The 15,288-nt window shown below is 47.7% G+C and carries 13 protein-coding genes and 1 pseudogene; 12 read left to right on the plus strand and 2 right to left on the minus strand.

Annotated features, from left to right (window positions below; all coding sequences use genetic code 11):
- The 8 genes and pseudogenes from ACFQZT_RS13975 to ACFQZT_RS14010 all read left to right on the plus strand — a co-directional run.
- A pseudogene (locus ACFQZT_RS13975) lies at nucleotides 1–370 on the plus strand (hypothetical protein); the annotation flags it as partial.
- Nucleotides 371–442: 72 nt separating this feature from the next.
- On the plus strand, nucleotides 443–943 hold the full coding sequence (locus tag ACFQZT_RS13980; protein ID WP_379300785.1) for a phosphatidylglycerophosphatase A family protein: 501 nt from the start codon (nucleotides 443–445) through the stop codon (nucleotides 941–943).
- A gap of 152 nt (nucleotides 944–1,095) precedes the next feature.
- Nucleotides 1,096–1,284, plus strand: a complete 189-nt coding sequence (locus tag ACFQZT_RS13985; RefSeq protein ID WP_379300787.1) for a glutamate decarboxylase — start codon at nucleotides 1,096–1,098, stop codon at nucleotides 1,282–1,284.
- Nucleotides 1,285–1,351: 67 nt separating this feature from the next.
- The gene (gene accD, locus ACFQZT_RS13990) at nucleotides 1,352–2,218 is read left to right on the plus strand and encodes an acetyl-CoA carboxylase, carboxyltransferase subunit beta (RefSeq protein WP_379300789.1); all 867 of its coding nucleotides are present in this window, start codon (nucleotides 1,352–1,354) and stop codon (nucleotides 2,216–2,218) included.
- A complete protein-coding gene (accA, locus tag ACFQZT_RS13995) occupies nucleotides 2,208–3,182 on the plus strand; it encodes an acetyl-CoA carboxylase carboxyl transferase subunit alpha (protein WP_379300791.1) in 975 nt (324 codons plus the stop codon). Before accD ends, accA begins: the two co-directional genes overlap by 11 nt.
- Nucleotides 3,175–4,929, plus strand: coding sequence for a pyruvate kinase (gene pyk / locus ACFQZT_RS14000; RefSeq protein WP_379300793.1), 1,755 nt, complete (start codon nucleotides 3,175–3,177; stop codon nucleotides 4,927–4,929). The genes accA and pyk overlap by 8 nt, the downstream gene beginning before the upstream one ends.
- A gap of 94 nt (nucleotides 4,930–5,023) precedes the next feature.
- A complete protein-coding gene (locus tag ACFQZT_RS14005) occupies nucleotides 5,024–5,476 on the plus strand; it encodes an acyl-CoA thioesterase (RefSeq protein ID WP_379300795.1) in 453 nt (150 codons plus the stop codon).
- Nucleotides 5,477–5,480: 4 nt separating this feature from the next.
- Nucleotides 5,481–5,861: an FxsA family protein gene (locus tag ACFQZT_RS14010; protein WP_379300797.1), complete on the plus strand. Its 381-nt coding sequence runs from the start codon at nucleotides 5,481–5,483 to the stop codon at nucleotides 5,859–5,861.
- Between the two features lie 248 nt (nucleotides 5,862–6,109).
- Here ACFQZT_RS14010 and ytvI read toward each other — a convergent pair whose 3' ends face one another.
- On the minus strand, nucleotides 6,110–7,246 hold the full coding sequence (gene ytvI / locus ACFQZT_RS14015) for a sporulation integral membrane protein YtvI (protein ID WP_379300799.1): 1,137 nt from the start codon (nucleotides 7,244–7,246) through the stop codon (nucleotides 6,110–6,112).
- 204 nt (nucleotides 7,247–7,450) lie between these two features.
- Here ytvI and ACFQZT_RS14020 point away from each other — a divergent pair, with 204 nt between their 5' ends.
- The gene (locus ACFQZT_RS14020) at nucleotides 7,451–9,574 is read left to right on the plus strand and encodes an RNA degradosome polyphosphate kinase (RefSeq protein ID WP_379300801.1); all 2,124 of its coding nucleotides are present in this window, start codon (nucleotides 7,451–7,453) and stop codon (nucleotides 9,572–9,574) included.
- On the opposite strand, the gene ACFQZT_RS14025 is transcribed toward ACFQZT_RS14020, so the two are convergent.
- Nucleotides 9,540–11,075: a Ppx/GppA phosphatase family protein gene (locus tag ACFQZT_RS14025; protein WP_379300803.1), complete on the minus strand. Its 1,536-nt coding sequence runs from the start codon at nucleotides 11,073–11,075 to the stop codon at nucleotides 9,540–9,542. The genes ACFQZT_RS14020 and ACFQZT_RS14025 overlap by 35 nt on opposite strands.
- Before the next feature lie 357 nt (nucleotides 11,076–11,432).
- Between ACFQZT_RS14025 and citZ the strand changes: the two genes are divergently transcribed.
- From citZ to mdh, 3 genes are all read left to right on the plus strand, one after another.
- Nucleotides 11,433–12,545, plus strand: a complete 1,113-nt coding sequence (gene citZ, locus ACFQZT_RS14030) for a citrate synthase (protein ID WP_379300805.1) — start codon at nucleotides 11,433–11,435, stop codon at nucleotides 12,543–12,545.
- Nucleotides 12,546–12,873: 328 nt separating this feature from the next.
- Nucleotides 12,874–14,172, plus strand: a complete 1,299-nt coding sequence (gene icd / locus ACFQZT_RS14035; RefSeq protein ID WP_379300807.1) for an NADP-dependent isocitrate dehydrogenase — start codon at nucleotides 12,874–12,876, stop codon at nucleotides 14,170–14,172.
- 52 nt (nucleotides 14,173–14,224) lie between these two features.
- Complete coding sequence (gene mdh, locus ACFQZT_RS14040; RefSeq protein WP_379300810.1) at nucleotides 14,225–15,166, plus strand: malate dehydrogenase; 942 nt, start codon at nucleotides 14,225–14,227, stop codon at nucleotides 15,164–15,166.
- Nucleotides 15,167–15,288: the final 122 nt, after the last annotated feature.

Below are 15,288 nucleotides of genomic sequence, written 5' to 3' on the forward strand. Positions count from 1 at the left end.
GCGCAGCGCCGGCGCCAAGGCGGCGGCCCCGGCTGGGCCGGGCCGCCCGGATCCGCGCGCAGCGGCGCAGCCTGCGCGGACGAGCGCTGCCCGGCCGCAGGCCGCGGGCAGCGCCAGCCCCACACCCGCCGCGGAGCCGAAGGCTCAGCGGGTGTTCGTCAAGATCACGGCTGACTGCGAGCAGCCGGACAAGCTGCTTCAGCTGAAGGCGCTGCTGAAGCTGCACAAGGGGCCGCTCGCTGTTGCGCTTTTCTACGAAAGCAGCGGCAAGCTTCTGGCCCTCAGCGACCAATACCTGGTCGATCCCTCGAAAGAGCTGCTGCGCATGATCGAGACGATCATGGGCAAAGATTCCGTCCGGGTGAAATAAAGCACGCCTCCTCTGCATATAAATAGGAACCCGCAAGTATACGATTTCGGGTTTATGTGAGGAGGCAAAGTTATGACCGAACAACATATGATCCAACTGCTGCAAAAGCGCGGCGTCACCATCGAACAGATCGCCGAGATTGTGTTCAAGCTGCAAAAGCCCTATAATGATCAACTTACGGTAGAAGAATGCATAGACAGCGTGCTGGCCGTACTCGCTAAGCGTGAAGTACAGTATACACTCTATACGGGCATAGCGCTCGACGAATTGGCAGAGAAAAAGCAGCTCCCCGAGCCGTTACAGTCGATTCTTGAGGCGGATGAGCCCTTGTATGGCGTCGATGAGACGCTGGCTCTAGGCATTGTTCATGTCTATGGCATGATCGGACTGACCAGCTTTGGTTATTTGGACAAAGAGAAGATCGGCATTATCCGGGCTTTGAATGATAATCGGTCTGCCGTGCACGTCTTTCTAGACGATCTCGTCTGCGGGCTGGCTGCAGCAGCTTCGGCGAGAATTGCGCATCAGAACGAGAATGCGCCGGATTACAGCGCCAAACTTCGTCTGGACTAGCATATACAAGTTGTGCTCTGTTGCGGGAAAAAGAGTAGTTATGATATCATTATTCCATTGTGTGTGCCTATGCCTATAGTGTATGTTTATCAAGTCATCGTTACCAACTAGCACTTATAGAGGTCGTTGCACTTCATAGGAGGTTTTTTTTCATGTGGACGGTGATTTATATTGCTCCTACCGCCAGAATCGCAGAGCGAATTAAACAGAGGCTGTCGGAGGAAGGATTTCTCGTGCAGGTTCGAGGCACCAACCTGTCCAAAAACCAGTTCGAAATTCTCGTTCCCGAAGGGGAGCTGGAAGAAGTGCAGGAAGTGCTGAATTCTATTTTACATAGATAGTGGATTGTAGAAGTAAGTAACGTGGCTTGTCAGATTTTCACGATAAAAGCCAAGTAGAGGTGGAAAAGTGCTAAAGGATCTATTTCAAAAACGAAAATATGCGACCATTCCTTCCGAGCGAACAAAAAGGGAAATTCCCGAAGGTTTAATGAATAAATGTCCGAAATGCGGTACGATTCAGACAAGCAAAGAGCTAGAGAAGAACTTGAAAGTTTGTACAGCCTGCGGCTATCATTATCGATTAAACGCGATGGAACGCATCCAGATGACACTCGACGAAGGTCGGATTTTCGAATACGACAACAACATGATCTCAGAGGATCCTTTACAGTTTCCGGATTATATAGAGAAATTGGATAAAGCGAAGAGCTCGACCAACCTGGAGGATGCTATCATCACAGGCGAGGGGACGATCGGCGGATACCCGGTTGTTATTGCGGCGATGAGCTTTGACTTCATGGGCGGATCGCTAGGCTCCGTTGTTGGTGAACGAATAACTAGAGCTGTTGAAGCTGCTATTCAGAAGAAGTACCCAATCATTATTTATTCCACTTCGGGTGGAGCTCGCATGCAGGAAAGCATCTTAAGTCTGATGCAAATGGCGAAGACAAGCGCTGCCTTGTCCAAGCTTAGCGAGGAAGGCGGATTATTTATTTCCATTATTACGGATCCGACTTTCGGCGGCGTTTCCGCCAGCTTTGCTATGCTCGGAGATATTATTATCGCAGAGCCTGCGGCGCCGTTCGGGTTCACTGGCCGCCGCGTTATTGAGCAGACGATCAAACAGAAGCTCCCGGACAATTTCCAAACGTCTGAATTCAACCTGGAGCATGGTCAGCTCGACAAAGTCGTAAGCCGCAAAGAGATGAGGCCTACGTTAATCAAGCTGTTAGACATGCACGGTGTGAAGGGGGATACGACTTATGGCGGGTGAGATGCCATTTGAAAAGCCATTGGCAGAGCTGAAAAGCAAGATTGCGGAGCTTCGTAAATTTGGCGCTGAGAAGCAAATCGATTTTTCAGAAGAAATACGCCGTTTGGAAGAAAGATACAACGAGCTTGAAGACGAGCTGTATGCGAATATGTCTTCTGCGGAAAAGATGCAGCTCGCTCGTCATCCGCAAAGGCCGACAACGATTGATTATATTCAGTCCATTTTTACGGATTTTATCGAGTTTCACGGAGACAGGCTGTATGGGGACGACCTTGCGATCGTCGGTGGACTCGCCAAGTTGAATGGTGTGCCGGTTACGGTTGTAGGCCATCAAAAAGGGAAAGATACCAAAGATAATATCGCTCGCAATTTCGGATGTCCGCATCCGGAAGGCTTTCGTAAAGCGCTGCGTCTGATGCGTCAAGCGAACAAGTTCAAGCGTCCGATCGTTACGTTCATCGATACCAAAGGGGCATTCCCGGGGAATGCGGCGGAAGAGCGCGGGCAGGGAGAAGCGATTGCCAGAAATTTGCTGGAAATGGCCTCTTTTCGCGTGCCGATCATTTGTATCGTCATTGGCGAAGGCGGGAGCGGCGGCGCACTTGCGCTCGGCGTAGGCAACAAGGTGTTAATGTTGGAAAATGCTATCTACTCGGTTATCAGTCCCGAAGGTGCAGCTTCCATTTTATATAAAGATGCTTCCAAAGCGTTGCATGCTGCAGAAGCGATGAAAATTACGGCGGACCATATTATGGAGCTTGGTGTGATCGATGGTATCATTCCGGAGCCAAAAGGCGGAGCACATCGGGATCCGTCGGCGCAAGCGGATTTCATTAAGGAAGCAATCTGGGGACAGCTTCAACCATTGCTGAGCATGACCGAACAGGAGCTGCTTGAGGACCGATACCGTAAATTTAGAGACATCGGTAGGTTCACATTTATTCAGGAGGGAAACCATGCGTAAAACGAAAATTGTCTGTACCATTGGACCTGCAAGCGAATCACAAGAAAATTTGAAAAAGCTTCTTGAAGCGGGAATGAACGTTGCCCGCCTCAATTTCTCCCACGGAGATTTTGAGGAGCACGGCGCACGTATCCGCAACCTTCGCGCAGCATGCCAGGAAACAGGCAAAACAGCAGCGATTTTGTTAGACACTAAGGGTCCGGAAATTCGTACCGGCAAATTGAAAGAAGAGCCGATTGAGCTTGTTCAGGACAAGCACATCATCCTCACGACAGAAGAGATTCTTGGCGATGCTGACCGTATCTCCGTTACTTACGCTAATCTGCCGCGCGATGTGCAAGTTGGTTCCACGATTCTGATCGATGACGGTTTGATCGGATTAACCGTTGTTGACATTCGCGGAACAGAGATTGAATGCCGCATCGTGAACGGCGGAACGATTAAAAGCAAAAAAGGCGTTAACGTCCCAGGCGTCAAAATCAGTCTTCCGGGCATCACGGAAAAAGACGCGAACGATATCGTTTTCGGTATCGAGCAAGGCGTTGACTTTATCGCAGCATCTTTTGTGCGTAAAGCAAGCGACGTTATGGAAATTCGCGAGCTGCTCGAGAGACACAATGCGACACACATTCAAATCATTAGTAAAATCGAAAACCAAGAGGGCGTCGAGAATTTGGACGAAATCCTTGAAGTTTCCGATGGTTTGATGGTTGCCCGCGGAGACCTTGGGGTGGAGATTCCAGCAGAAGATGTGCCTGTCGTTCAAAAGCAAATGATAAAAAAATGTAACATCGTCGGTAAACCGGTCATTACGGCAACGATGATGTTGGATTCCATGCAGCGTAACCCTCGTCCGACTCGTGCAGAAGCGAGTGACGTGGCGAATGCCGTATTTGACGGTACGGATGCCGTGATGTTGTCCGGTGAAACAGCTGCCGGTAAATACCCGGTTGAATCCGTGCAAACAATGGCTCGCATCGCTGAACGCGCAGAAGCTTCTCTGGAATATAAAGAGATTTTCCTTCGTCAAGCGCAAGCTCAGCAAGTTACAGTGACGGAGGCCATCTCCCAAGCTGTTGCGAATTCCGCCCTGGAGCTTGGCGCAAAAGCGATTCTTACCGCAACAGAAAGTGGATATACAGCGAGAATGGTATCCAAATACCGTCCGAAATCGCCTATTATCGCTGTAACGCCTAACGACCAAGTCATCCGTCGTTTATCTCTCGTATGGGGTGTTATTCCGGTGAAAGGCAATGAAGCCAAAACAACGGACGAGCTGTTCAACCTGGCTGTAGACAGCAGTATCCAAACAGGCATCGTGAGCCTTGGCGATATCGTTGTCATCACAGCTGGCGTACCTGTTGGCCGCTCCGGAACCACGAACCTGATCAAGGTTCATCATGTTGGCGAGATGATTGCCAAAGGTACGGGGATCGGAACGCAAACGGCAACGGGTAAAGTTGTGACGGCGCGGACACCTGAAGAAGCAAATGCCAAAATGGTGGACGGCGCTGTTCTTGTTACTATCTCTACGGATAAAGAATACATGCCTGCAGTGCAACGAGCTTCTGCATTAATCACAGAAGTGGGCGGCATTACTTCTCACGCAGCAGTTGTTGCGTTGAGCCTCGGCATTCCGGTAATAGTAGGCGTGGAACGTGCAGTCGAACTCATTCAAGACGGTACGGAAGTGTCCATCTATCCGGAAGTCGGCGTGATCTACTCTGGACAAGCTAAAGTTCTGTAAACGCATGACAATAAACAGCAAGAGTGAAGCGAGATGATCTCGACTTCACTCTTTTTTGTACTAGCGTATGTATTTCAGTAAGGAGGAGAGCAGCATGACCGAACAGGGATGGTACACGCATCAACTTCGTGTACGTTATGAAGAAACCGATCAAATGGGGGTTGTGTATCATGCCAACTATTTGACTTGGTTTGAGATCGGACGAACCGAACTCATCAGGGAATTGGGCTATCCTTATAGAAAAATAGAAGAAAAAGGGCTCTTGCTCCCGGTAGTGGAAGCGAATTCCAAATTCAGGAAACCGGCTCGTTATGATGATTTGGTAAGTATTTACACACGTGTAGCTGAGGCTAGCAGCATACGCATTGATTTTGCCTACGAAATCCGCAAAAATTCTGATGATCATCCGACTGGCGATCAAGCACCGGAAGGAGAACTGCTCGTAACCGGTACGACTCGCCACGTCTGGGTGAATCCTTCTTGGAAGCCCGTACGTATAGAGAAGGAAGCGCCTGATCTATGGCAATTGCTCACCGAAAGGAGATAAGCCTATGTTCCGATTGCTTCTTGCTATCTTTATTATTGTACCTGCGATCGAGATCACCTTCATGATCATGCTTGGTCATTTCATCGGTGGTTGGACCACATTTGCGCTAATTCTGTTAAGCGGCTTTCTGGGCGCTTATTTTGCGAAGCGCGAGGGGCGGAAGGTCTGGGAGTATGCCCGGTACGAGTGGTCACAAGGTAAACTTCCGGCACAATCCCTGCTTGACGGGATTTGTATTTTCATAGGCGGTGTATTATTGATAACACCGGGTTTTGTTACTGACATCTTCGGGTTTCTCCTTGTTTTTCCGTTCACACGTCCGATCTTCAAGGTTCTGCTGCTTGGTTTGATTCAAAAATTAATCAGTAAAGGAAAATTTAGGTGAAGAGTACTGTGGAAATAAGAACGCTTGGTTTTAACATACATTAGCAACAACAAGAGAAAGTAAAAACCCACCCCAAGGTTGTCAGCCGAAGGTGGGTTTTTATTGCCCTATGACTTAGAGGGGAATAGACCATCCAATACCATAAACAAAACCATGCATCAAATCATAATTAACAATCTACCGGTCACAATTATGCCCGCCGGTCTGCCCAAAATTCCAAAGAATCCTAATAAAAGCTCAACCATTCTCTATTCCGAAGTGGTTGGGCCTTTTTGTATGTATACAGCGATATCGTGAAAAATTCGCGCTCGGTAAAAGGCGGACAAAATCACAAGCGATACTGGACCGACGATCAAACCTATCAGTCCGAACAATTTCAGGCCGACAAACATCGCTATGAGCGTTGCCAAAGGGTCTAATCCGACGGAAGAGGCTAATACTTTGGGCTCCATGATCTGCCTGGCAATCACAATGACACCGTATAGGACACTTAACCCGATACCGAGATAAATATCACCTTGCGCGAAAAATACATAGAGAATCCAAGGCACCATGACAGCTCCCGTTCCCAGATAAGGCATCAAGTCCGCTAGACCGGTTAACAAGCCGATGGTTATTGCATAATTAACCCGGAGCACAAGCAGGCCGATAATGACGACTAACGCTGTGAGAGACACGAGGATGAGCTGGGCACGCAAGTAGCCGAACAACGCTTTTTGCAAATCGTTTCTGATCAATTTCGATGTTTTCACGATCGGTTCAGAGAAAATGCCATTATACCTGCCAATAAGCTGGTACCAGTCTTTACTTATAAAGAAAGTGGCTAGCAAGACGATTATGGTAAGGGTCGCGACGTTAGGCAGGGAAGTCAGAAATCTTCTTAACGGATCGAATACATAGCCGATAATGAATTTACTTACATCCGCAATAGAGCCTGCTGTTGTTGATAAATTACTGTTGACGGTTTCCTGGTATTTGGGGTTATTCTCAAAGAACTCATTAATCCGGCCAATCCACTCTTGGAAAGCAGTGGAATTAATGAACACATTAAATTGCTCCACCCAACGGTTAATCTGCCCCTGAATCGTATCGGCAAGAGAGCCTAATTCCACGATGATATTAGCCACGAGCACGGTGATAGCCGTAATCATAGCACCTAAAAATAACAACATGGATAGCGTTACGGAGAGCCAGCGCGGCAGCTTCATTTTAAACTGGAAAAAGTTAACGAGAGGATTCAGCATTAGCGCAATGAGCCAGCCGAAAATAAACGGATAAATCAATGGGGTAACATAATAAAGGACGAGGCCGATCAGCAGGATGATTATAGCGACCCAAATGCCTCTGAAAATTTGATGAACTAAGCGCGGATTGAGGATATTCATGGTATTTTCTCTCCTTGCTTCAACATAGTTGTATTGTAACACGTTCGAGAATGATTGAGAAAATGATTGCGGGATTTCGCTAAAAAGTTATATTTACAAAATCTTAATATTTCAATTGAGGTCTTCCTGCATTGTCGGTCCACAGGGAGCATAGTACAATGAGGGTACGAATGTCGAAAAATAGAACATCATAATGGAGGCTTTATGAGTATTGCAAGAGAACCCGCAGCGAAGGAAGTCAAAGAGCTCAAGGAAATCAATGAAGTATCGTCGATGTATTTGAACCGGGATCTGAGCTGGATCGAATTTAATCGCCGTGTATTGCAGGAGGCTCAAGATCCGAGCACTCCGTTACTTGAGCGTGTGAAGTTTTTGTCTATCGTCTCCAGCAATCTGGATGAATTCATGAGCGTCCGTGTAGCAGGACTACTGGATCAAATGAAAGCTGGCTATAACAAGAAGGACTTTACGGGCTACACCCCTGCCGGATTAATCAAACGCATTATGAAGCGTACTGCCAAAATGGTGTCCGAACAATACAAAACATACCGGGAAGTGGGCAGACAGCTCACGAAAGAAGGCATCGTTTTCACTGAATATGAAGATCTGAATGCCAGTCAGAAGAAAGCGATGGATGCGTATTACCATGATATTATTTTTCCAGTTCTCACCCCCATGGCTGTAGACCAGAGCCGGCCGTTTCCGCTTGTACATAATCAATCCGTATATTTGGCTGTGGTCCTGGTTCGAGATGGCGACGACCCTGATGAGGAGCCTTACTTCGCCATTGTGCAAGTGCCAAGCAACTTGTCGCGTTACATCCCGGTACCGACTCGGACTAATAGCAAGAAGCAGGAATTCATTTTGCTTGAAGAACTAATCGAACATCACATTCAGTCTCTCTTTAGTGCCTATACGCCAATTGCCGTTCATGGGTTTCGTCTGACGAGAAATGCCGACTTGACGCTGAATGAAGAAGGCGCGGAAGACCTTCTTGAAGAAATAGAAAAAGAGCTTCGACGCAGGCGGTGGGGATCTCCCGTGCGCTTGGAAATTCAAGAGGGCATGCATCCCTATGCGCTTGCCATGCTTCAGGATGAGTTTGAAATTACGGAGCATATTTTCGAAATCGACGGACCTCTCGATATTACGTATTTCATGAAGCTGGCCGGCAGTCTGACGGGCTTTGAGCATCTTCGCTATCCGCGAGTGGTTCCCAATTACCCTGTCGAATTCGAAGACGTTGACGATTACTTCTCTTTATTAAAGTATAAGGATGTGCTTGTCCATCATCCTTATGAGTCCTTCGATGCTGTGACGGATTTTATTGTACATGCCGCTGATGATCCGCAAGTGCTGGCCATTAAGATGACTCTGTACAGAGTTAGCGGAAATTCGCCGATTATCCAAGCGCTTGCTAGAGCCGCGGAGTCTGGGAAGCAAGTAACGGTCGTTGTTGAATTGAAAGCTCGCTTCGACGAGGAACGGAACATCGCATGGGCGCGTAAACTGGAAAAGTCGGGCTGTCACGTCGTTTATGGACTTGTAGGCCTAAAAACACATGCGAAAATAACCCTCGTCGTGCGCCAAGAGGAAAACACGCTGCGCAGATACGTGCATGTAGGCACGGGTAATTACAATGACAGCACCGCTCGTCTGTACACCGATGTCGGTCTATTTACATCGAACAGTGTCATTGGCGAAGATGCGTCGGCGCTTTTTAATGAAATTACAGGTTATTCGGCGCCGCATGACTGGCAGGCTTTTGCCGTGGCACCGACTGATTTGAAAGATAAGTTATTTGAGCTCATCGAGCGTGAAGCTGAGCATGCAAGAGCCGGCCGGCCGGCACATATTATTGCGAAAATGAATTCGTTATCCAATCAGGAAATGGTGGATGCGCTATACGCGGCGTCACAGGCCGGCGTTAAGATTGATTTAATTATTCGCGGCGTATGCTGCTTGCGGCCAGGGGTACCTGGATTGAGCGAAAATATTACGGTGCGGAGCATCGTCGATCGGTTCTTGGAGCATTCCCGCATGTATTATTTCGAAAATGGCGGGATGGTGGATGTGTATCTGTCTTCGGCCGACTGGATGACGAGGAATTTGACGCGGCGTATTGAATTGATGTGCCCTGTGCTGGATGAGCCGCTCAAAAAAATGATGATCCAAATCCTTCGCCTTTCGTTAAATGATAACGTCAAAGCGAGAGAGTTAATGCCAAACGGCATGTATGCGCGGGTAAAAAATGAACTGACCCCTTATCGGAGCCAGTTCGAGGCGATGAAAATTACTTCTTGGAAAAAGCTTCAGCTTGAGCCTTAATTTTAAGCCCCCAGCCTTTTTCAAAATCTTTGCTAATCGCATCCAATTCTTTTAGCTCGTAAATCGGATCGTGGATGCATAACAGTCGGATAGTGAGCGTTTTACCCTTTATTGAAAGCTCCACATCTTGTACGGGCTGAGTTTCGCTCCTATCTAGCGCTATAGCCAACTGCAGCATAAGTCCAAGCTTGACGATCAGCGCTTCGTCGGACTCCATCAGAATGTCCTTATAACCAAGGACTTGCTGGTGAGTCCGGCTTTTTGTTTTATACGAGGCAATGAGGGAGCAAATAACGATTTCCCGGTGACTGAACCCGTCGATGCGGGCTTGAGCAATCATGTACTGGGTATGTTTCGTAAATTGATAATAGTGAACACTCGCCCCAATCCGGTATAAGAGAGCCGCCGCGTGAAGGAATCGTTTGTTCTGTTCTCCAGAGACTGGATCGACAATGAGTTCGTCATAAAGTTTCATCGCAAGCCTGTCGATATGCCGTACATGTTTAACTGCTGAATTGGGATGGAGAAGAAGCATGTTCTCAATACTTGCTTCAAGAACATCCGGTTTTTTAGGCTGATCGGGGCATAAAGTTTCATAAAAAAGCCCGTCGCGAAGTCCTGCGCCGCTTATGATATACTCAGAACCACGGGCAGCTTCAAAAATCGTGTCCAAAATGACAAGTCCCGGAATCATAATGTCGGCCCGCTCTTTTGCAAGACCTTCGATTTTCTTGCGTTTTTCCAGTGGAAGCGAGGACAAAAGCTTGAGAAAATAATCAAGCTCTCCTGGCTTCAACTCATAGTTATGTGCGAGCTGGAGGGAGTATTTATTTCGCTTTTGGCTCATTTTGCCTAATGTACGTATCGTGCCACCCAGTCCGATCATCGGCAGATTCGGAGAATTTGTAATCCACGGCTGAGTAGTAATGGCATCCTCCACCATCTGGCGAATCCCTGCGATTTCCTGCTCGGATACCGTACCATTTTTCATAAATTGACGGGTTGTATTGACGGCGCCGAATGGAAAGGAGATACTTTGCAGCAGCTCGCGATTGCGAAATAGCGTTACTTCCGTACTCCCGCCTCCAATGTCGATAATCAGGCCGTCCCGGATATCGATCGTATTGATCACGCCGAGAAAGCCATAGCGGGCTTCTTCTGCGCCGCTGAGCACATCAATACGGAGATCCGTGTGGTCTTCGAGTATACGTACGATTTCAGCGGAATTCGCAGCATTGCGGATCGCGGCCGTCGCTACTGTTCGAACCGTTTGCACATGATGTGCTTTACACAGCTGCGAGTAGTGGGCGAGAATGGGAACAACCGAGAGGATATCCTGGTTATGTAAAAGGCCATCGGAACCGATACGCTCACTTAATCTTGCCGAATCTTTGTGCTCACTCACGACGCGATAAGCCCCAAGCGCATTGATTTCGTAGATAACAAGCCGGATGGAGTTGGATCCGATATCAATAATGCCGATACTGAAGTTGCTGCTCATATCTGTGCTCCTTAGCATTTTTCGCCATAAATGGGCGTCGTCATAAACTTCAAAGTGAAAAGCATGTTTGCATGGCTTCATTGTATCAATCTACATCGCTTCCGACAAACTTTTCCTAAGTGGTGAGTATATTTCGACAAAATTAACAGAAACTTGTTAAAGGTTGTTTAAGATCGTAAGTGGAAAGCGAATTTCTGAAACGCTTGCGGATGCGCGAATTCCGTCAAAAAGATTCTTTATGGTAGTGATAATGAAGTTTTATGTCCCCTTTTGTTCACTTACCGTACGAAATACTTTATTATTAAGGATAGGAAAAAAGCAATTTTTTGCTAATAAAGTAGCTAAGGAGAGATTCCCATGACTGCAACCAAAGGTTTGGAAGGAATTGTAGCCACGACCTCGTCGATCAGCTCCATTGTAGATGGTGTGCTCACGTATCGTGGGATTGATATTGATGACCTCGCAGTAAATGCGACTTTTGAAGAAGTAATCTACTTACTTTGGTTTGGTAAATTGCCAAGCCAAGCTGAGCTCGAGAAATTGCAGAACGACCTGAACGCGAACAGCAAGGTGCCAGCTGCAGTAATCGACCAAATTAAATCTTATCCGAAAGACGTTAATTCCATGGCAGCACTTCGTACGGCTGTGTCCGCACTTGCTTTGTACGATGAAGAAGCGAACGACATGAGCCCTGAAGCTAACGTACGTAAAGCGATTAAATTACAAGCACAAGTGCCTGCCATCATCGCGGCTTTCTCACGCATTCGTGAAGGCAAAGAGCCTTTGGAATCCAAAGGATATCCTTCCGTTGCAGCTAACTTCTTGTACCAAATGACAGGTAAAGAACCGGACAAAGTTGCAATTGAAGCTTTAGACAAAGCACTGGTTCTTCACGCTGACCATGAGCTGAATGCTTCCACATTTGCTGCTCGCGTAACAGTTGCAACGCTCACTGACATTTACTCGGGAATCACTTCCGCGATCGGCACGCTTAAAGGACCTCTTCACGGTGGTGCCAACGAAGCGGTTATGGCGATGCTTGAAGAGATCGGAACTGTAGAGAACGTTGTTCCTTACATCAACGATAAATTAGAGCGCAAGGACAAAATCATGGGCTTCGGCCACCGTGTTTACAAAAACGGGGACCCTCGCGCGAAGCACCTGCAAAAAATGTCCTACGAGCTGGGTAAAATCACCGGCAACATGAAATGGTACGACATGTCCATTAAAGCCGACGATTTGGTAACCAGTCTCAAAGGTTTGAAACCAAACGTAGATTTCTACTCCGCATCCGTGTATACGTCCTTGGAAATTCCTCGTGACCTGTTTACTCCGATCTTCGCGATTTCCAGAACATCCGGATGGACAGCCCACATGCTGGAACAGTATGAAAACAATCGTTTGATCCGCCCTCGTGCCGAGTACACAGGTCCGGTGAATCAAAAATATATCCCAATTAGCGAACGCTAATTGTTAGTATATGAAGCTTTATGCTCAAGGTGCGGGCAGTTCGGTACCCGTCCCCGGTTCAGCCGGGGGAGTGCCGCAACTCCCGTCACTTTTTGTGTGTCTACCTTGCCCCCTACTACGTGACGAGTTAACATTTATTTAAATGTTTCTCGTCGCACAACGTAGCAAAGTGGAGGGCATGGTAGTTCCTGGAGAAACGTAGTGCCCGCCTTTGTAATCTATGATTACAACACGCGGTCGGAAGGAACTGCCAGTGCCTGCAACGGAGAACACAAACGTAACTTTTGCGAACTACCACCATTTATATAAATTTTAAGGAGGAAATATCATGCCACAATTCGAATCCTACGAACTACCAAAAGAAGGTCAAAAAATCACCATCGACAACGGTGTTCTGCAAGTTCCTAACAACCCTATCATCCCTTTCATCGAAGGTGACGGCACGGGTCCTGACATCTGGGCGGCTTCCCAACGCGTTCTGGATGCAGCTGTAGAAAAAGCCTACAAAGGCGAGAAAAAAATCGCTTGGTACGAAGTATTTGCCGGCGAAAAAGCATTCAACAAATTCAACAACTGGCTGCCTAACGATACATTGACAGCTATGCGCGAGTACATCGTGTCGATCAAAGGACCTCTGACTACGCCTATCGGCGGCGGTATCCGTTCCCTGAACGTAGCGCTTCGTCAAGAGCTTGACCTGTATGTATGTTCCCGTCCGGTTCGTTACTTCACAGGCGTACCTTCACCGGTTAAACGTCCTGAGCTTGTAGACATGGTTATTTTCCGTGAAAATACAGAGGATATCTACGCGGGTATCGAGTGGGAGTCCGGTTCCGAAGCGGTTAAAAAAGTGATCAAATTCCTTCAAGACGAAATGGGCGTTAAGAAAATCCGTTTCCCTGAAACTTCCGGTATCGGCGTGAAGCCAGTATCCTCCGAAGGTTCCGAGCGTCTGATCCGCGCAGCAATCGAGTACGCGATTAAACACGGCCGTAAGAGCGTTACTTTGGTACACAAAGGCAACATCATGAAGTTCACAGAAGGCGCGTTCAAAAACTGGGGTTACGAACTGGCTGAGCGTGAATTCGGCGACAAAACATTTACATGGGCTCAATACGACCGCATTAAAGAAGAGCAAGGTGCTGAAGCAGCGAACAAAGCTCAAAAAGACGCTGAAGCTGCTGGCAAAATCATCGTGAAAGATGCGATTGCTGACATCGCCCTGCAACAAGTATTGACTCGTCCAACAGACTTTGATGTTATCGCGACATTGAACCTGAACGGTGACTACCTGTCCGATGCACTAGCTGCGCAAGTTGGCGGTATCGGTATCGCTCCAGGTGCAAACATCAACTACCTGACTGGTCACGCGATCTTCGAAGCTACTCACGGTACAGCTCCTAAATATGCGGGTCTTGACGTGGTTAACCCAGGTTCCGTTATCTTGTCCGGCGTTATGCTTCTTGAGCACCTGGGCTGGTTGGAAGCGGCTGAGCTGATCTACAAAGGTATGGAAACATCCATCAACAACAAAACCGTCACTTATGACTTTGCTCGTCTGATGGAAGGCGCGAAAGAAATCAAATGCTCCGAGTTCGCAAACGAAATCATCAAAAACATGGGCTAATCCCATTTTTAAAATGAATTTCCTTATAAAAAACTCTTAGGAGGCAACTTAAATGACAATCCGTCGAAATAAAATCACTGTTGTCGGCGCAGGCTTCACTGGTGCTACTACTGCGCTTATGCTGGCTCAAAAAGAACTCGGTGACGTCGTTCTTCTTGACATCCCGCAACTGGAAAACCCAACAAAAGGTAAAGCTCTCGACATGCTCGAAGCAGGCCCGGTTCAAGGCTACGATAGCCAAATCACAGGTACTTCCAGCTACGCCGATGCTGCTGATTCCGACATCGTCATTATCACTGCAGGTATCGCACGCAAGCCTGGTATGAGCCGCGACGATCTGGTTAATACAAACGCAGGAATCGTGAAATCTGTTTGTGAGAACGTAAAAGAAGTCGCTCCTAACTCCATCGTTATTATCTTGAGTAACCCGGTTGACGCGATGACTTATGTGGCTTACCAAGCGCTAGGATTTCCTAAAAACCGCGTAATCGGTCAATCCGGTGTACTCGATACGGCTCGTTACCTGACATTCATCTCCCAAGAGTTGAACGTTTCCGTAGAAGACGTGAAGGGCGTTGTTATCGGCGGACACGGCGATGACATGGTTCCACTCGTTCGCTACACTTACGCCGGCGGCGTTCCTATCGAGAAACTGATCCCGGCTGACCGCATCGAAGCGATCGTTCAACGTACGCGCACAGGCGGCGGCGAGATCGTTAACCTTCTGGGTAACGGTAGTGCCTACTACGCTCCGGCAGCTTCTCTCGTGCAAATGACAGAAGCGATCTTGAAAGACAAAAAACGCATCATCCCTACAATCGCTCTTCTTCAAGGCGAATATGGCTACGACAACCTGTTCATGGGCGTTTTGACTGTACTTGGCGCTAACGGTATCGAGAAAGTCATGGATATCGAGCTGACTGCAGACGAGAAAGCGGCATTGGATAAAACAGCTAACTCCGTACGCAACGTAATTAAAGTGGTAACGGGCTAATCGACATAATGCGAAAAGAACCAGGTTCCTTATAGGGGAACGCTGGTTCTTTTTTTTGCTGAATAGGAACGTAGAATTTTGCGGTCTATGAATGCGCGCGCTCGGGCATCGGATATTTGATT

Source organism: Paenibacillus sp. GCM10027628, from assembly GCF_042676385.1.
Taxonomy (GTDB): domain Bacteria; phylum Bacillota; class Bacilli; order Paenibacillales; family NBRC-103111; genus Paenibacillus_E.